This is a genomic window from Pseudomonas citronellolis (assembly GCF_900112375.1).
GTDB classification, from domain to species: Bacteria; Pseudomonadota; Gammaproteobacteria; order Pseudomonadales; family Pseudomonadaceae; genus Pseudomonas; species Pseudomonas citronellolis.
On the sequence record NZ_FOLS01000014.1, the window covers coordinates 47857 to 65611 of the forward strand.

At 65.4% G+C, this 17755-nt stretch carries 19 protein-coding genes; 2 read left to right on the top strand and 17 right to left on the bottom strand.

The genetic code is table 11. The annotated features are described in order from the left end of the window. Positions 1-49: 49 nt before the first annotated feature. The 4 genes from gltP to BM060_RS14830 all read right to left on the bottom strand — a co-directional run bounded on the left by gltP (position 50) and on the right by BM060_RS14830 (position 3106). The gene (gltP, locus tag BM060_RS14815; protein ID WP_069862885.1) at positions 50-1384 is read right to left on the bottom strand and encodes a glutamate/aspartate:proton symporter GltP; all 1335 of its coding nucleotides are present in this window, start codon (positions 1382-1384) and stop codon (positions 50-52) included. Positions 1385-2193: 809 nt separating this feature from the next. Continuing rightward, the gene (locus BM060_RS14820; RefSeq protein ID WP_009614389.1) at positions 2194-2664 is read right to left on the bottom strand and encodes an inhibitor of vertebrate lysozyme family protein; all 471 of its coding nucleotides are present in this window, start codon (positions 2662-2664) and stop codon (positions 2194-2196) included. After that, on the bottom strand, positions 2657-2818 hold the full coding sequence (locus BM060_RS14825) for a DUF1328 domain-containing protein (RefSeq protein ID WP_009614390.1): 162 nt from the start codon (positions 2816-2818) through the stop codon (positions 2657-2659). The genes BM060_RS14820 and BM060_RS14825 overlap by 8 nt, the downstream gene beginning before the upstream one ends. 39 nt (positions 2819-2857) lie before the next feature. Further along, the gene (locus BM060_RS14830) at positions 2858-3106 is read right to left on the bottom strand and encodes a hypothetical protein (protein WP_074980748.1); all 249 of its coding nucleotides are present in this window, start codon (positions 3104-3106) and stop codon (positions 2858-2860) included. A 351-nt stretch (positions 3107-3457) separates the two neighbouring features. Here BM060_RS14830 and algB point away from each other — a divergent pair, with 351 nt between their 5' ends. Then, complete coding sequence (gene algB, locus BM060_RS14835) at positions 3458-4807, top strand: sigma-54-dependent response regulator transcription factor AlgB (protein ID WP_074980749.1); 1350 nt, start codon at positions 3458-3460, stop codon at positions 4805-4807. Next, a complete protein-coding gene (locus tag BM060_RS14840) occupies positions 4804-6591 on the top strand; it encodes an ATP-binding protein (RefSeq protein ID WP_074980750.1) in 1788 nt (595 codons plus the stop codon). The genes algB and BM060_RS14840 overlap by 4 nt, the downstream gene beginning before the upstream one ends. On the opposite strand, the gene BM060_RS14845 is transcribed toward BM060_RS14840, so the two are convergent. The 13 genes from BM060_RS14845 to BM060_RS14905 all read right to left on the bottom strand — a co-directional run bounded on the left by BM060_RS14845 (position 6570) and on the right by BM060_RS14905 (position 17749). Beyond that, positions 6570-7385, bottom strand: coding sequence for an N-acetylmuramoyl-L-alanine amidase (locus BM060_RS14845; RefSeq protein WP_074980751.1), 816 nt, complete (start codon positions 7383-7385; stop codon positions 6570-6572). The two genes, BM060_RS14840 and BM060_RS14845, sit on opposite strands and share 22 nt — an antisense overlap. Before the next feature lie 13 nt (positions 7386-7398). Next, positions 7399-7992 carry a MarC family protein gene (locus BM060_RS14850; RefSeq protein WP_074980752.1) on the bottom strand — a complete coding sequence of 198 codons (594 nt, stop codon included), beginning with the start codon at positions 7990-7992 and terminating at the stop codon, positions 7399-7401. Between the two features lie 150 nt (positions 7993-8142). Next, positions 8143-9510, bottom strand: a complete 1368-nt coding sequence (gene glmU / locus BM060_RS14855; RefSeq protein ID WP_043270156.1) for a bifunctional UDP-N-acetylglucosamine diphosphorylase/glucosamine-1-phosphate N-acetyltransferase GlmU — start codon at positions 9508-9510, stop codon at positions 8143-8145. A 137-nt stretch (positions 9511-9647) separates the two neighbouring features. Further along, a complete protein-coding gene (locus BM060_RS14860) occupies positions 9648-10073 on the bottom strand; it encodes a F0F1 ATP synthase subunit epsilon (RefSeq protein ID WP_009614398.1) in 426 nt (141 codons plus the stop codon). 40 nt (positions 10074-10113) lie between these two features. Continuing rightward, positions 10114-11490, bottom strand: a complete 1377-nt coding sequence (atpD, locus tag BM060_RS14865; RefSeq protein WP_074980753.1) for a F0F1 ATP synthase subunit beta — start codon at positions 11488-11490, stop codon at positions 10114-10116. A gap of 30 nt (positions 11491-11520) precedes the next feature. Beyond that, positions 11521-12381: a F0F1 ATP synthase subunit gamma gene (gene atpG, locus BM060_RS14870; RefSeq protein ID WP_009614400.1), complete on the bottom strand. Its 861-nt coding sequence runs from the start codon at positions 12379-12381 to the stop codon at positions 11521-11523. A gap of 52 nt (positions 12382-12433) precedes the next feature. Continuing rightward, positions 12434-13978 carry a F0F1 ATP synthase subunit alpha gene (atpA, locus tag BM060_RS14875; RefSeq protein ID WP_043270154.1) on the bottom strand — a complete coding sequence of 515 codons (1545 nt, stop codon included), beginning with the start codon at positions 13976-13978 and terminating at the stop codon, positions 12434-12436. Between the two features lie 18 nt (positions 13979-13996). Then, the gene (locus BM060_RS14880; RefSeq protein WP_009614408.1) at positions 13997-14533 is read right to left on the bottom strand and encodes a F0F1 ATP synthase subunit delta; all 537 of its coding nucleotides are present in this window, start codon (positions 14531-14533) and stop codon (positions 13997-13999) included. Between the two features lie 11 nt (positions 14534-14544). Beyond that, positions 14545-15015, bottom strand: coding sequence for a F0F1 ATP synthase subunit B (locus BM060_RS14885; RefSeq protein WP_009614410.1), 471 nt, complete (start codon positions 15013-15015; stop codon positions 14545-14547). A 51-nt stretch (positions 15016-15066) separates the two neighbouring features. Then, the gene (atpE, locus tag BM060_RS14890) at positions 15067-15324 is read right to left on the bottom strand and encodes a F0F1 ATP synthase subunit C (protein ID WP_043256731.1); all 258 of its coding nucleotides are present in this window, start codon (positions 15322-15324) and stop codon (positions 15067-15069) included. 109 nt (positions 15325-15433) lie between these two features. Continuing rightward, positions 15434-16303, bottom strand: a complete 870-nt coding sequence (atpB, locus tag BM060_RS14895) for a F0F1 ATP synthase subunit A (RefSeq protein ID WP_009614414.1) — start codon at positions 16301-16303, stop codon at positions 15434-15436. A gap of 16 nt (positions 16304-16319) precedes the next feature. Continuing rightward, the gene (locus BM060_RS14900; RefSeq protein ID WP_009614423.1) at positions 16320-16727 is read right to left on the bottom strand and encodes a F0F1 ATP synthase subunit I; all 408 of its coding nucleotides are present in this window, start codon (positions 16725-16727) and stop codon (positions 16320-16322) included. A gap of 149 nt (positions 16728-16876) precedes the next feature. Next, positions 16877-17749, bottom strand: a complete 873-nt coding sequence (locus BM060_RS14905) for a ParB/RepB/Spo0J family partition protein (protein WP_074980754.1) — start codon at positions 17747-17749, stop codon at positions 16877-16879. Positions 17750-17755 lie beyond the last annotated feature (6 nt).

The following is a 17755-nucleotide window of genomic DNA, read 5'->3' on the forward strand; positions in this document are numbered from 1 at the left end:
GGCGGGGCGGGTTCGCGAGCAAGCTCGCTCCTACAGGGGCGGCACAGAGTTAGTGCGCGGTGCTCTGCCGGGCGTCGCTCAGCAGTTCTTCGCCGCGGCCCTGTTCCACCGCCTGCCAGTAGAGCGCGCCCTGCTTGCCGTCGTAGATGCCTTCCCACTTGGAGATCACCAGCACCGCCAGGGCGTTGCCGATGACGTTCAGCGCGGTGCGCGCCATGTCCATGATGCGGTCGACGCCGGCGATGAAGGCCAGGCCTTCCAGGGGAATGCCGACGCTGCCCAGGGTGGCCAGCAGCACCACGAAGGACACGCCCGGCACGCCGGCGATGCCCTTGGAGGTGACCATCAGCGTCAGCACCAGCATCAGCTGCTGGCCGATGGACAGGTCGATGCCGTAGAGCTGGGCGATGAAAATCGCCGCGATGCTCTGGTACAGCGTCGAGCCGTCGAGGTTGAAGGAGTAGCCGGTGGGCACCACGAAGCTGCTCACCGCCTTGGGCGCGCCGTAGGCTTCCATCTTCTCGATGATGCGCGGCAGCACGGTCTCGGAGCTGGCGGTGGAATAGGCCAGGACCAGTTCGTCCTTGAAGATGCGCATCAGCTTGATGATCGAGAAGCCGAACAGCCGCGCCACCAGGCCCAGCACCATGAAGGCGAAGAAGGCGATGGCGAAGTACACCAGCAGCACCAGCTTGGCCAGCGGCAGCAGCGAAGCGAAGCCGAAGCTGGCGACGGTCACGGCGATCAGCGCGAACACCCCGACCGGCGCGTAGAGCATGATCATGTGGGTGACGCGGAACATGGCCTCGGCCACGCCCTGGAACATCTTCACCAGCGGCTCGCGGGTGGGCGCCGGCAGCGACGACAGGCCCAGGCCGAACATCACCGAGAAGAAGATGATCGGCAGCATCTCGCCGCGGGCCATGGCGGCGAAGATGTTCGACGGGATCAGGTTGAGGATGGTCTCGATGAACGCGTGGTGGTGTTCCACTTCCTTGGCGGTCTGCGCGTACTTGGAGATATCCACCGTGCCCAGGGTGCTCATGTCGATGCCGGCGCCGGGCTGGAACAGGTTGGCCAGCACCAGGCCGACGACGATGGCCACCGTGGTGATGATCTCGAAGTAGACGATGGTCTTCAGGCCGATGCGCCCGAGCTTCTTGGCGTCGCCCATGCCGGCGATGCCGACGATCAGCGAGGAGATGACGATCGGTACCACGATCATCTTGATCAGGCGGATGAAGATGTCGCCCGCCGGCTGCAGGATGTTGCTGATCCACCAGGCCTTCTCCGCGCTGAAGTGGTTCAGCACGGTACCCATGGCGATGCCCAGTGCCAGACCGATGACGATCTGCCAGGCGAGGCTGAGCTTGGCTTTGCCCATAGTGTGTTCACCCTTGGTTCTTGTGGAAGTCGGGGGTTTCGCCCGCCGCCGGGATGGCCGGGGTGGCGAAAAAAAGGGCGCATGATTCCCACCCCCCTTCTTCGCGTCTAATGCCGGAAACGGCTACCCCATGCACAATCGGCATGGGGAAAAGCAAATGGAACGGGTGTTCCAGGCCCGCGGGCCATTGCTTTTTTGCATGGGATTGGGCTGAAAAGACCGTGGCGGCCGCTTTTTTCGAACCCTGTGGATGGAAAGCGAGGCCCGGGGAGGAATTCGCTTTCCCTGCCGCGGGTGCGCTGCCGTGACGCAGGCGTGGGGGCCTGCAGTTCGCGATGGATGGTCGTCCGGGTGACCAGGCGCGGCGGGGATATTTTAGGGGGCCAGGGGGGTGGGTCGGGGTTGATTGATATCAGGGAAGTTGGAGGTGGGGGGATGGGGCCTTAAGAGCGCCCTCTCCCTAACCCTCTCCCTGAAGGGAGAGGGGACCGTTCAGTGTGCTTGGATGTTCAGGAGTCAGTCGGCAACACCGAAGGTTTCCATTTGAAACCTTCCTTGTCTCGGCACGGACTGCCCCCTCTCCCTTCAGGGCGGGGCGCGCAGCCGAGGGCTGGGGAGAGGGGCCCTTCAAGCTCCACAAGCTCCATAACTGCCACAAGCTCCACAGAAGCCATCGAAGCTCCCCCTCACAGCCTCACACCCGACCCGGCCCTCATCGGAGGCACTCCCTGTACCCCTGGGTCGCTGCGGGCTCACCACTCCCCCCAGCATCCCGGCCCCCTGGTCATGCGCCATTGCCGGCGCGGATTTCAGTACCAGTTCGGATCGGCCTTGAGCTGCTCGTCGAGCAACTGCTGCATGCCGGCGTCCGGCTCGCCCAGCCAGCGGAAGCTGGCGTGGCGGCTGGGCGACTTGTCCGGCGGCAGGTTTTCCGGCACCTGCACGTAGAGCGCGTAGGCATCCTTCTTGTTCCAGCTGAAGGCCACGTAGAGGCGGTTGGCCGCGCAGTCGTGGGCCTTGCACAACTCGCCCACCAGGTATTTGTCGCCGTCCTCCTCTTCTACCTGCATGGGGGTGGCGGTGCCGTCCAGGTTCATCACCCAGTCGGGCAGCCGTTCTTCCTTCTTCACCAGGTCCTGCCAGGTCTCGCGGTACTGCGGGTCGCTGTCCAGCAACTCGTTGAGGCGGTAGATGGCATCGTTGTCGGCCGCCCACCCCTGCCCGGCCGCCAGCAGCGGCAGCGCGAGCAGGAACCGACGCAGCGGGCGCGGCTCAGCCACGGCGCCGCCCGACGAAGAAGGAGATGACGAAGAGCACCAGGAACAGCACGAAGAGAATCTTGGCGATACTGGTCGCGGCGCCGGCGATGCCACCGAAGCCGAGTACCCCGGCGATGATGGCGATGATCAGGAATGTGAGAGCCCAGCTCAGCATGGAATGTCTCCTCTGTCATGGAAAGGCGGTGCGCGCCCCTCAGAACACCCAGCTCACCCGCGAGGTCTGGCGGACCACCGCGGTGCTGGCGGCCTCTTCCGTGATGGCCATTCGTTCATCCTGCAGCCTCAATGGCTGTCCGAGGAAAGCGCTGGACACAGGTTCCTGCACCGGCGCGGCGGAAGGCTGTGGAGCGACCGGATACCAACGGTCCAGCAGTACGACCACGGCGACGGCCAGCAACAGCAGCCGCCCCAGCGAATCCCCCTTGGCTCCATCAGCGTTCATCGACGTGCTCCTCCCGAAGGACTGGTGATCGGCCGGTGCGGGTGCACCGGGCCTCCCGCAACCTGTCTCGCACGCCGCGTGCCAGGTCGATGACTTTGACTAATCCTTTTGAAAACAACGGCTTGTAAAAATCAGCGGGCCGCCGGCAGCGCGCATCCTGCACGACAGGCCGGTTCCGGCCGTGCGTTTTGCACGGGACCCGGCAGGCCGTCCCCCTTCCCACCCGCTTTCCTTCGCCAGAGGCGCCGATGTCCTTCAGAGATGCGTCTAACTTTCATTGCAACTTGCAAGAAATTTCCTGGACTAAAAGGCGCATACGCGAAAGGAATTTCCTACTACGAGGCACCTCGAATGGACCCTACTCCGGAGACGCTTGGCCGAATCCTGCTGGTCGACGACGAACCCGCCATCCTGCGCACCTTCCGCTATTGCCTGGAGGACCAGGGCTACAGCGTGGCCACCGCATCCAGCGCGGCCCAGGCCGAGGCCCTGCTGCAACGCCAGGTCTTCGACCTGTGCCTCCTCGACCTGCGCCTGGGCGAGGACAACGGCCTGGACGTGCTGGCCCAGATGCGCCTGCAGGCGCCCTGGATGCGCGTGGTGATCGTCACCGCGCATTCCGCCGTGGACACCGCCGTGGACGCCATGCAGGCCGGCGCCGCCGACTACCTGGTCAAGCCCTGCAGCCCCGAGCAGCTGCGCCTGGCCGCGGCCAAGCAGCTGGAGGTGCGCCAGCTCACCGCGCGCCTGGAGGCCCTGGAGGGCGCCCAGGCCAGCCAGGCCGAGCAGCTCGAATCCCACAGCCCGGCGATGACCGCGGTGCTGGAGACCGCGCGCCAGGTGGCCGCCACCGATGCCAACATCCTCATCCTCGGCGAATCCGGCTCCGGCAAGGGCGAGCTGGCCCGCGCCATCCACGCCTGGAGCAAGCGCGCGAAGAAATCCTGCGTGACCATCAACTGCCCGTCGCTGAACGCCGAGCTGATGGAAAGCGAGCTGTTCGGCCACAACCGCGGGGCCTTCACCGGCGCCAGCGAGAGCACCCAGGGGCGGATCAGCCAGGCCGACGGCGGCACCCTGTTCCTCGACGAGATCGGCGACTTCCCGCTGCCGCTGCAGGCCAAGCTGCTGCGCTTCATCCAGGACAAGGAATACGAGCGCGTCGGCGACCCGGTGACGCGCCGCGCCGACGTGCGCATCCTCGCCGCCACCAACCGCGACCTGGCCGGCATGGTGGCTCAGGGGGCGTTCCGCGAGGACCTGCTGTACCGCCTCAACGTCATCGTCCTCAACCTGCCGCCGCTGCGCGAGCGCGCCGAGGACATCCAGGGCCTGGCCGAGCGCTTCCTCGCCCGCTTCGTCAAGGACTACGGGCGCCCGGCCCGCGGCTTCAGCCCGGCCTCGGCCGCGCTGCTGCGGCAGTACGCCTGGCCGGGCAACGTGCGCGAGCTGCGCAACGTGATCGAGCGCGTCAGCATCATCTGCAACCAGGAACTGGTGGAGCCCGAGCACCTGGGGCTCGGCGAGCAGAGCGGCGCCGCCGTCGTGCCGCGGGTCGGCGAGGCGCTGAGCCTGGAGGAGCTGGAGAAGGCCCACATCGCCTCGGTGATGGCCAGCGCCCCGACCCTCGACCAGGCGGCGAAGATCCTCGGCATCGACGCCTCCACCCTGTACCGCAAGCGCAAGCAGTACAACCTGTGAAGCGCGCGCTGACCCTGCGCTCGCGGATGTTCCTGAGCATCTCGGCGCTGATCACCCTGGCCCTGATCGGCCTGCTGCTGGGGGTGTTCAGCGTGATGCTGATGGGCCGCGAGCAGGAACGGCTGATCTCGCACAACTTCGCCACCATCGCCAGCAGCCAGCAGTTGCGCCAGTCCCTGGACGACCAGCTGGCCCAGCTGCTCAGCGACAGCCCCGACGCGCAGCGCCTGGTGCTGCTGCGCGAGCAGTTCGACCGCTACCTCGCCGAAGGCCGGGCGAAAGCCGCCAGCGACGTCGAACGCACCCTCTACGAGCGCATCGACCAGGCCAACCAGGAGTTCCAGGGCCAGGTCAGCTCCTCCGGCAGCAACCGCTGGAGCCTGGTGGTGGAGAGCGACTTCAGCCGCACCTTCACCTCCCTGCACCAGTACCTGCTGGCGCTGCACAACCACGCCATCCAGACCATCAGCGACGCGGAGCGCAGCTCGCGCCGCCACGCCTGGCTGATCGCCAGCCTGCTGGGGCTGGTGGGCGTGGCCATGCTGGTGATCGGCTTCGTCACCGCCCACGGCATCGCCCGCCGCTTCGGCGCGCCCATCGAGGCCCTGGCGCAGGCCGCCGACCGCATCGGCAAGGGCGACTTCGAGGTCAGCCTGCCGGTCTCGCGGGAAGCCGAGATGGCCTCGCTGAGCCGGCGTTTCGGCCTGATGGCCCAGGCCCTGGCCGAGTACAAGGAGACCAACATCGAGGCGGTGCTGGCCGGCCAGCGGCGCCTGCAGGCAGTGCTCGACAGCATCGACGACGGCCTGGTGATCATCGACCGGCGCAGCCGCATCGAGCACGCCAACCCGGTGGCCAGCCGCCAGCTGTTCTCCCAGGCCGATCCTCATGGCCAGCTGCTGGGCGAGCTGATCGACAACCAGGAGCTGCTGCAGGCCACCGGCCTGGTGCTGCAGGGCGAGTCGATGGGCGATACGCCCCAGGACCTGGAGGTCGAGATCGGCGGCGAGAACCGCCTGCTGGCCTGGACCCTGGCCCCGGTCACCCATGACGACGGGCGCAACATGGGCGCGGTGCTGGTGCTGCGCGACGTCACCGAACTGCGCGCCTTCGAGCGGGTGCGCAGCGAATTCGTCCTGCGCGCGTCCCACGAGCTGCGCACCCCGGTCACCGGCCTGCACATGGCCTTCGCCCTGCTGCGCGAACGCCTGGCGCTGCCCGAGGGCAGCCGCGAGCGCGAGCTGGCCGATACCGTGGACGAGGAAATGCGGCGCCTGGTGCGGCTGATCGACGACCTGCTGAACTTCTCCCGCTACCAGGACGGCCAGCAGAAGCTCGACCGCCAGCCCTGTGCGGTGGACGAACTGCTGGAGCAGGCGCGCCAGCGCTTCCTCGCCCGCGCCCAGGCCGAGGGCATCGGCCTGGGGATGGTGCTGGAGGACCAGCTGCCGGTCCTCAGCGTCGACCGCCTGCGCCTGGAGCGCGTGCTGGACAACCTGCTGGGCAACGCCCTGCGCCACACCCCGAAGGGCGGCAGCGTGCAGCTGCTCGCCCAGCGCCAGAGCCAATGGGTGATGCTGGCGGTGGAGGACTCCGGCGAGGGCATCGCCTACAGCCAGCAGGCGCGCATCTTCGAGCCCTTCGTGCAGGTGGGCCGGCGCAGCGGCGGCGCCGGCCTGGGCCTGGCCCTGTGCAAGGAAATCGTGCAGCTGCACGGCGGGCGCATCGGCGTGCGCTCGCAGCCCGGCCAGGGCACGCGCATCTACATGCTGCTGCCGGTCTGAACCTTCGGCGCGGCCATGGAGGTGGGCACCGCCAGCAGCAGCGCGGCGGTCTCCAGGTCCGGCACGCCGTCGAAGCGCGCCGGCCGGTAGCGCATCTGGAAGGCGGCGATGACGTTGCGCGTTGCCTCGTCCAGCTGGCCATCGAGCGGCACCGCGTAGCCATGCCGCGCCAACTGCTGCTGGAACCAGCCGGGCGCCGGCAGCTGGCCGTTCAGCTCGGCCAGGCGATGCGCCAGGTCGCCGGGCTGCGGCCAGGGGATCAGACCGGCGTCGGCCAGGCGCTTCCAGGGGAAGGCCGGGCCCGGGTCGACCTTGCGCTGCGGGGCGATGTCGCTGTGCCCGAGGATGTGCTCGGCGGTGATGCCCTGGCGCTTGACGATGTCCTTCAGCAGCAGGATGAGAGCGTCGATCTGGCCCTGTGGATAAGGTGTCCACACCCGCCCTTCGGGGGTCTCGCGGTAGCCCGGGTTGACCAGCTCGATGCCGATCGAGGTGGAGTTCAGCCAGGTCCGCCCCTGCCACTCGCTCTGCCCGGCGTGCCAGGCGCGGCGGTTCTCGTCCACCAGCTGGTAGATGGTCGGCGGGTTGGCGCCGATCAGGTAGTGGGCGCTGACCTCGCCGCGGGTGAGCAGCTGCAGCGAGCGCGGCAGGTCCGCCGAGGTGTAGTGGATGATGATGTACTGGACACGGCTGTCCTGGTTGCGCGAGGGGTGCTCGCGGTCGATTTCCAGGCCGCCCCGGCCGGCGCAGGCGGCCAGCAGCAGGGTGGCGAACATCAGGCACAGGTGGCGCATGGTGGCTCCACGGTCATCCGACGATGTGCAGCACGCTACGCAGGTTCTGCAGCAGCATGTTGACGCTGAGCATGATCAGCAGCATGCCGGCCAGGCGCTCCACGGCGGTGAGCCCGCGCGGGCCGAGGAAGCGCTGCAGGAAGGAAGCCTGCAGCAGGATCAGCGCGGTGGCGGCCCAGGCCAGGATCACCGCCAGGTACAGCTCCCATAGCGGACCAGTGTAGGTGGTGCGCAGGGTGATCAGCATGGCCAGCGCCGAGGGTCCGGCCACCGCCGGGGTGGCCAGGGGCACCAGCAGCGGCTCGCTGTCGGGCATGTCGCCGAGCACGCCCTGGGGCGTGGGGAAGATCAGGCGCATGGCGACCACGAAGAGGATGATGCCGCCGGCGATCCCGGTGGCCTCCTTGGACAGGCCCAGGCCGGTGAGGATGTGCTCGCCCAGGGTGAGGAACAGCAGCAGCAGGCCGAGGGCGAACAGCAGTTCGCGCAGCGCCACCTTGAGCCGGCGTTCGGCCGGCACCGACTTGAGGGCGGCGAGGAACACCGCGATGTTGCCGAAGGGGTCGGTGATCAGGAAGATCAGGACGGCGACGCCGAGCATGTGGATAACTCCAGGACAGAACGACCGGCGCCTGGACGCCGGGCAGAAAGCCGTCCCTGTGGATGAATCAGCCGGGGACGCGACGGCCGTGGGCGCCTGTGCATAACTTCACGGCAGGCGCCGCGCGGGTGTGGATGTCGGTTTATCCACAGTCCCTCAGGACTTCTTGATCTTCTCCGGGCGCTTCCAGCCCTCGATCACCCGCTGCTTGGCGCGGCCGACCGCGAGGGTCTGCGCCGGGACCTCGGCGGTGATGGTGGAACCCGCGCCGGTCGTGGCGCCGGCGCCGATATCCACAGGCGCCACCAGGGAGTTGTTGGAGCCGATGAACACGTCCTCGCCGATCACCGTGCGCCATTTGTTGGCGCCGTCGTAGTTGCAGGTGATGGTGCCGGCGCCGATGTTGGTGCGCGCGCCGACCTCGCTGTCGCCCAGGTAGGTCAGGTGGCCGACCTTCACGCCCTCGTGCAGGTGGGCGTTCTTCAGTTCGACGAAGTTACCCACATGCACCTGGCTCTCCAGCACGCTGCCGGGGCGCAGGCGGGCGAACGGGCCGACGTCGCTGCCGGGGCCGACGTCGGCGCCTTCCAGGTGGCTGTTGGCCTTGATGATGGCGCCGCGGCGCAGGACGCTGTTGCGGATGGTGCAGTTCGGGCCGATCTGTACTTCGTCCTCGATGTCCACGCGGCCTTCCAGCACCACATTGACGTCGATCTGCACGTCGCGGCCGGCGTTGACCTCGCCGCGCACGTCGAAGCGCGCCGGGTCCAGCAGGGTCACGCCCTGGGCCATCAGGCGGCGGGCGATGCGCAGCTGGTAGAAGCGCTCCAGCTCAGCCAGCTGCAGGCGGTCGTTGGCGCCCTGCACCTCCATGGCCGCCTGGGGTTGCGCAGTGGCCACGCGCAGGCCGTCGGCCACCGCCATGGCGATGACGTCGGTGAGGTAGTACTCGCCCTGGGCGTTGGCGTTGGACAGCCGGCCCAGCCAGCCTTCCAGGCGCTGGCGCGGCACGCAGAGGATGCCGGTGTTGCCCTCGCGGATGGCGCGCTGCTCGGCGCTTGCGTCCTTCTGCTCGACGATGGCCTTCACCTCGCCGTCCTGGCCGCGGATGATCCGGCCGTAGCCGGTGGGGTCGTCCAGTTCCACGGTGAGCAGCGCCAGCTGCTCGGCGCTGGCCTGCTGCAGCAGGCGTTCGAGGGTCGGCAACTCGATCAGCGGCACGTCGCCGTAGAGGATCAGCACACGCTCGGCGCTCAGGTAGGGCGCGGCCTGGGCCACGGCGTGGCCGGTGCCCAGCTGTTGTTCCTGGACCACGAAATTCAGGTCATCGGCCTGCAGGCGCTCGCGCACCCGTTCGGCGCCATGCCCGATCACCACGTGGATGCGCTGCGGGGCGAGGCCACGGGCGGTATCGATCACGTGGGCCAGCATGGGTTTGCCGGCGACCGGATGGAGGACTTTCGGCAGGGCCGAGCGCATGCGCGTGCCCTGGCCGGCGGCGAGGATGACGATTTCGAGGGACATGAAGTTGGACCGTCCTGGTAACGCTGGATGTAGAAAAAGAAAAAGGGTAGCCAAGGCTACCCTTTTCCCCTAGGTCGCTAAAGCCCGGGCCCCGGATTCGTCGCCGACTCCGAAGGCCCTGGCCGTTGCGAGCCGGCTCAGCCGCCGAACTTCTTGCGAACCTGCTGGACCGTGCGCAGTTGCGCTGCGGCTTCGGCCAGGCGGGCTGCAGCGGAGCTGTAGTCGAACTCGGCACCTTTGGCGTGCAGAGCCTTCTCAGCTTCCTTCAGCGCGGTCTGAGCGGCCGCTTCGTCGAGGTCGCCCGCGCGGATCACGGTGTCGGCCAGGACCTTCACCATGTTCGGCTGGACTTCGAGGAAACCGCCGGAGATGTAGTACACCTCCTGCTCGCCACCCTGCTTGACCACGCGGATCGGACCCGGCTTGAGCTCGGTGATCAGCGGCGCGTGGCCCGGGGCGATACCCAGATCGCCGAGGGAACCGTGCGCAACGACCATCTCGACCAGACCGGAGAAGATCTCCGCTTCGGCGCTGACGATGTCGCAGTGGACAGTAATAGCCATACCCTTGCCTCACGTAAGCGCCCGTTGCCGGGCGCACGGATTACAGCTTCTTCGCTTTCTCGATGGCTTCTTCGATGCCGCCGACCATGTAGAACGCCTGCTCCGGCAGGTGGTCGTAGTCGCCGTTGAGGATGCCTTTGAAGCCAGCGATGGTGTCCTTCAGGGAGACGTACTTGCCCGGCGAGCCGGTGAAGACTTCTGCCACGAAGAACGGCTGGGACAGGAAGCGCTGGATCTTACGAGCACGGGCCACCAGCAGCTTGTCGGACTCGGACAGTTCGTCCATGCCGAGGATCGCGATGATGTCCTTCAGCTCCTTGTAGCGCTGCAGGATGTACTGCACGCCACGAGCGGTGTCGTAGTGCTCCTGGCCGATGACCAGCGGGTCCAGCTGACGGGAGGTGGAGTCCAGCGGGTCGACGGCCGGGTAGATACCCAGCGAGGCGATGTCACGGGACAGTACCACGGTGGCGTCGAGGTGGGCGAAGGTGGTCGCCGGGCTCGGGTCGGTCAGGTCGTCCGCGGGAACGTAGACGGCCTGGATCGAGGTGATCGAGCCTTGCTTGGTGGAGGTGATGCGCTCTTGCAGCACGCCCATTTCCTCGGCCAGGGTCGGCTGGTAGCCCACTGCGGAAGGCATACGGCCCAGCAGTGCGGATACTTCGGTACCGGCGAGGGTGTAACGGTAGATGTTGTCGATGAACAGCAGTACGTCACGGCCTTCGTCACGGAACTTCTCGGCCATGGTCAGGCCGGTCAGCGCCACGCGCAGACGGTTGCCCGGCGGCTCGTTCATCTGGCCGTAGACCAGGGCTACCTTGTCGAGAACGTTGGAGTCCTTCATCTCGTGGTAGAAGTCGTTGCCCTCACGGGTACGCTCGCCCACGCCAGCGAACACGGAGTAACCGCTGTGCTCGATGGCGATGTTGCGGATCAGCTCCATCATGTTCACGGTCTTGCCGACGCCGGCGCCACCGAACAGGCCTACCTTGCCGCCCTTGGCGAACGGGCAGACCAAGTCGATCACCTTGATGCCGGTTTCCAGCAGCTCGTTGCCGCCAGCCTGGTCAGCGTAGGAGGGAGCCTCGCGGTGGATACCCCAGCGCTCTTCCTCGCCGATGGGGCCGGCTTCGTCGATCGGGTTGCCCAGTACGTCCATGATGCGGCCCAGGGTCGCTTTACCGACCGGGACGGAGATGGCTGCGCCGGTGCTTTCCACGTTCAGGCCACGCTTGAGGCCTTCGGTGGAACCCATCGCAATGGAACGGACCACGCCGTCGCCCAGCTGCTGCTGGACTTCCAGGGTGGTGTCGACGCCCTGAACCTTCAGGGCCTCGTAGATGCTCGGCACGGCATCGCGCGGGAATTCCACGTCGATCACGGCGCCGATGATTTGAACGATACGTCCGCTACTCATGTCTGGTTCCTCTGAATTTTGAACCTGTTCTTACACCGCGGCAGCGCCGCCGACGATTTCCGAGATTTCCTGGGTGATCGCCGCCTGACGCGCCTTGTTGTAGACCAGCTGCAGTTCGCTGATCAGGTCACCGGCGTTGTCGGTAGCGTTCTTCATTGCAATCATCCGGGCCGCCTGCTCACAGGCGTTGTTCTCAACCACCGCCTGGTACACCTGGGATTCCACGTAGCGCACCAGCAGGCCGTCGAGCAGGGCCTTGGCATCGGGCTCGTAGAGGTAGTCCCAGTGGTGTTTCAGGTCTTCGTTGTCCTCGGCCACCAGCGGAACCAGCTGTTCCACGGTCGGCTTCTGGGTCATGGTGTTGACGAACTTGTTGGAAACCACGTACAGGCGATCGATACGCCCGTCCAGGTAGGCATCCAGCATGACCTTGACGCTGCCGATCAGATCGTTGATCGACGGCTCTTCGCCCAGGTGACTGATGGCTGCGACCACGTTGCCGCCATAGTTCTTGAAGAAGGATGCGCCCTTGGCACCGATCACGCACAGGTCGATCTCCGCGCCGGCTTCACGCTGGGCGGACATGTCCTTGACGAGCGCCTTGAACAGGTTGATGTTCAGGCCGCCGGCCAGGCCGCGATCGGAGCTCACCACGATGTAACCGACGCGCTTGACGGGGCGCTCGATCATGAACGGGTGACGGTACTCCGGGTTGGCGTTGGCCAGATGGCCGATCACCTGGCGAATGCGCTCCGCGTAGGGACGGCCGGCCGCCATGCGCATTTGTGCCTTGCGCATCTTGCTCACCGCCACCTTTTCCATGGCATTGGTGATTTTCTGCGTGCTTTTGATGCTCGCAATCTTGCTGCGAATCTCTTTTGCGCCTGCCATTTCACACCTATCGGGTTAGCAGGCGGGGGCCATTACCGGCCCCCGCTGCGGCTTACCAGGTTTGGGTGGCCTTGAACTTCTCGATGCCGGCCTTGATGCCCGCGTCGATTTCGTCGTTGAAGTCACCCTTCTCGTTGATCTTCGCCAGCAGAGCGGCATGCTCGCGCTGGAAGTAAGCGATCAACGCCTGTTCGAAGGCGCCCACCTTGGCGATCTCGACGTCCTGCAGGAAGCCACGCTCGGCGGCGTACAGGGACAGCGACATCTCGGCGATGGACATCGGCGCATACTGCTTCTGCTTCATCAGCTCGGTAACGCGCTGACCGTGCTCGAGCTGCTTGCGGGTGGCGTCGTCCAGGTCGGAAGCGAACTGGGCGAAGGCCGCGAGTTCGCGGTACTGCGCCAGTGCGGTACGGATACCGCCGGAGAGCTTCTTGATGATCTTGGTCTGGGCCGCGCCACCAACACGGGATACCGAGATACCGGCGTTGACCGCCGGACGGATGCCCGAGTTGAACATCGAGGTTTCCAGGAAGATCTGACCGTCGGTGATGGAGATCACGTTGGTCGGAACGAACGCGGACACGTCGCCAGCCTGGGTTTCGATGATCGGCAGAGCGGTCAGGGAACCGGTCTTGCCAGTCACGGCGCCATTGGTGAACTTCTCGACGTATTCCTCGGAAACGCGGGAAGCGCGCTCCAGCAGGCGGCTGTGGAGATAGAACACGTCGCCCGGATAGGCTTCACGGCCCGGCGGACGGCGCAGCAGCAGGGAGATCTGGCGGTAGGCAACGGCCTGCTTGGACAGGTCGTCGTACACGATCAGGGCGTCTTCACCGCGGTCGCGGAAGTATTCGCCCATGGTGCAGCCGGAGTACGGCGCCAGGTACTGCAGCGCAGCGGATTCGGAAGCGCTGGCAACCACCACGATGGTGTTGGCCAGGGCGCCGTTCTCTTCCAGCTTGCGTACGACGTTGGCGATGGTCGATTGCTTCTGACCGATGGCCACGTAGACGCAGCGGATGCCGCTGTCTTTCTGGTTGATGATGGCGTCGACGGCCAGGGCGGTCTTGCCGATCTGACGGTCGCCGATGATCAGCTCGCGCTGGCCACGGCCTACCGGGATCATGGCGTCGACCGACTTGTAGCCGGTCTGCACCGGCTGGTCTACCGACTTACGCCAGATCACGCCCGGTGCCACTTTCTCGACGGCGTCGGTCAGCTTGGCATCGATCGGGCCTTTGCCGTCGATCGGGTTGCCCAGCGCGTCGACCACGCGGCCCAGCAGTTCCGGACCGACCGGAACTTCCAGGATGCGGCCGGTGCACTTGGCGTTCATGCCTTCTTTGAGGTCCTGGTATTCACCCAGTACCACGGCGCCGACGGAGTCCTGCTCCAGGTTCAGCGCCATACCGTAGACGCCGCCCGGGAATTCGATCATCTCGCCGTACATGACGTCGGCCAGACCGAAGATGCGCACGATGCCATCGGATACGGAGACGATGGTGCCTTCGTTGCGCGCTTGCGAGGCGACATCGAGTTTCTCGATGCGCCCCTTGATGATTTCACTAATTTCGGAAGGATTGAGTTGCTGCATGCCGCTGCCCCTTCAAACTCAAGATTTCAACGCTTCAGCCAGTTTCGCGATCTTGCCGCGCACCGAGCCATCGATTACCAAGTCACCGGCGCGGATCACCACGCCGCCGATCAGGCTCGCGTCTTCCGACGCATGGAGTCGCACTTCGCGACTGAGCCGGGCGCTGAGAGCCTTGGCGAGTTTGTCCTGCTGTTCCTGGTCCAGGGCGAAGGCGCTCACGACTTCTACCTCGACCAGCTTTTCCTGCTCGGCCTTGAGCTGCTCGAACATCTCGGAGATGGTCGGCAGCAAGTCCAGGCGCTTGTTTTCAGCCACGGTCCGCACGAAGTTCTGGGCCGGAGCATTGAGCTTGTCGCCACAGACGTCGATCAGGGCATCGGCCTTGGCCGCCGCGGTCAGCTGAGGCTCCTTGAGCAGCTGGCGCACGGTGTCGTCCTGCGACACTGCAGCCAGCACACCCAGAGCAGCGGACCAATCGGCCAATTGCTGATGAGCCTGGGCGTACTCGAAAGCCGCCTTCGCGTAAGGACGAGCCAACGTGGTCAGTTCTGCCATATCGCCCTCGCTCAGATTTCGGCGGCCAGTTGATCAACCAGCTGCTTTTGCGCGTTGGCATCGATCGAAGCACCCAGGATCTTCTCGGCGCCGGACACGGCCAGGGCACCCACTTGGGCACGCAGGGCATCCTTGACGCTGTTCAGTTCCTGTTCGATCTGGGCCTTGGCCTGGGCGATCATGCGATCGCCTTCGGCACGGGCCTGCTCACGGGCTTCATCAACGATCTGATTGGCGCTTTTCTTCGCCTGCTCGATGATTTCGGCCGCCTGAGCCTTGGCCTCGCGCAGTTGCTGGCCCGCTTTCTCGTGGGCCAGTTCCAGGTCACGAGCAGCACGGTTGGCTGCGTCCAGACCGTCGGCGATCTTCTTCTGACGCTCGTGCAGAGCCGCGATGACCGGAGGCCATACGAACTTCATGCAGAAGATGACGAAGATGGCGAACGCAATGGCCTGGCCGATCAGAGTTGCATTAATGTTCACGCCAACACCTCGCTCGTTCGTTGTCAGTCACGGATTTCCGGAGGCCGGAAATTAGTGGGCTACCTGAGCAATGAACGGGTTAGCGAAGGTGAAGAACAGTGCGATACCAACACCGATCATGGTCACGGCGTCGAGCAGACCGGCGACGATGAACATTTTCACCTGCAGCATCGGAACCATTTCCGGCTGGCGAGCAGCGCCTTCCAGGAATTTACCGCCCAGCAGGCCGAAACCGATGGCGGTACCCAGGGCACCCAGACCGATCAGCAGAGCGACGGCGATAGCAGTGAGTCCAACTACAGTTTCCATTTTTCCTCCCGACTTTCTGTCGTGTTGGTTAAGTTTTGAAGCAAGTTAAGGTGGTGAAACTTCCCTTCCGCCCCCGCCGACGTGGCGGGGAGCGGTCAGAATCTTTGGATCAGTGGCTGTCTTCGTGGGCCATCGACAGGTAGACGATGGTCAGCATCATGAAGATGAAGGCCTGCAGGGTGATGATCAGGATGTGGAACACCGCCCACGCCCAGTTCAGCACCACGCCCATGCCGCCCAGCCAGAGAATGCCGGAGCCGAACATGACGGCGATGAGGATGAAGATCAGCTCGCCGGCGTACATGTTGCCGAACAGACGCAGGGCCAGGGAAACCGGCTTGGCGATCAGGGTGACGAACTCCAGCAGGAAGTTCACCGGGATCAGGATGATCTGCACCAGCATGTTGCTGCTGTGGAAGGGGTGCAGGGTCAGCTCGCCGAGGAAGCCGCCGATGCCCTTGACCTTGATGCTGTAGAAGATGATCAGGGCGAACACCGCGATGGACATGCCGAAGGTGGCGTTCGGATCGGTGGTGGCCACGGCGCGGAAGAACAGGTGCTCGTTGCCGGTGATCTTCGCGGCGGCCAGCGGCAGGAAGTCCACCGGCACCAGGTCGATCAGGTTCATCAGGAAGATCCACACGAACACGGTCAGCGCCAGCGGTGCGATCAGCGGGTTACGGCCGTGGAAGGTGTCCTTCACGCTGCCGTCGACGAACTCGACCATGACCTCGACGAAGTTCTGCAGGCCACCCGGAATACCGCTGGTGGCCTTCTTGGCCGCCATGCGGAAGATCAGGATGAACACCAGGCCGAGGAATACCGACCAGCCCAGGGTGTCGATGTGGAATGCCCAAAAGCCCATTTCCTTGGCTTGTTCGGCTGTGTGGGCGAACCCCCAGCCACCTTCCGGCAGACGACCGAAGGTCAGGTTCTGCAAGTGGTGCTGGATGTAACCCGAAGCGCTTTCTGCTGCCATGTTTGCCTCAATCGCTCTAAGGTCTTGTAAATGTGTGTCCCATCAGCAGGGGTGCGCACCAGCTGACCATCAGGGTCAGCAGGTAGAGGCCGAACAGAGCCAGGGGCTCCAGCGGCTTCACGCCTGCGAACGCCAGTGCGAAGAGCACTGCCGTCAAAACCAGCTTCCCGGCCTCGCCCGCATAGAAGGAGCGGACGATCATCTGAGCCGAGCGCGCTCCGCTATAGCGGAACGCCTTGTATGCGAAATAAACGTTCGGCAGCCAGGCGATCAGTCCGCCGAGCAGACCAGAATAGCCGGCAACCACGCCCCGGGAGAAAAACAGGACGGCAGCCCCCAGAAGCACCACGGCCAGCTGGACGAGCAACAGGCGCAAGGCCGGTTGGCGATGGAAGGGCAGGCGGTTCGGCTTGCTGGGTTCCATCTGTCTCAAAGTCCTCTGGCGTCGGCTTCGCAAATCAACAACTTGGCATACTTTGTGCCGACAAAATTGCGCGCAGAGTATAGGGGGCCGGGCATACCCATTCAACAGCCGGGTAGTGATTTCCGACTATCGCTACACAGACGATGGTCTTAGCGGATGTGGGCCAGAACCCCTTGCAACTCGTCCAGCGAGTTGTAGCGGATCACCAGTTGCCCCTTGCCCTTCTGGCCGTGGCGAATCTGCACCGGAGCGCCCAGGCGCTCGGCCAGGCGCTGTTCCAGGCGGCTGATGTCGGGGTCGGACTTGACCACCTTGGCAGGTTCGCTGGGGGCGTTGAGCCAGTGGCGCACCAGTGCCTCGGTCTGGCGCACGGTGAGGCCGCGTGCGACAACATGTCGCGCACCTTCCACCTGCCGCGCCTCGGGCAGACCGAGCAGCGCGCGGGCATGGCCCATCTCCAGGTCGCCATGGGAAAGCAGCGTCTTGATCTCCTCGGGCAGGGCGATCAGGCGCAGCAGGTTGGCCACGCTGACGCGGGACTTGCCGACGGCGTCGGCGACCTGCTGCTGGGTCAGCTGGAACTCCTGCTGCAGGCGTTGCAGCGCGACGGCTTCCTCGAGGGGGTTGAGGTCCTCGCGCTGGATGTTCTCGATCAGCGCCATGGCGATGGCGGCTTCGTCCGGCACCTCGCGCACCAGCGCCGGGATGGTGTCCAGGCCGGCCTGCTGGGTGGCGCGCCAGCGGCGCTCGCCGGCGATGATCTCGTAGCGGCCCTTGTCGACGGGGCGCACCACGATGGGTTGCATCACCCCCTGGGCCTTGATGGACAGGGCCAGCTCTTCCAGAGCCTGGGGGTCCATGTCGCGGCGCGGCTGGTACTTGCCGCGCTGGATCAGGTCCAGCGGCAGGTGCTGCAGTTCCTTGCGGTCCGCCTGGACGGCTTCTTCCTGCAGGGTGGCGGCGCTGGAGCCACTGAGCAGGGCGTCCAGCCCGCGTCCGAGACCTCGTTTCTTAACGGCCATGCGGGT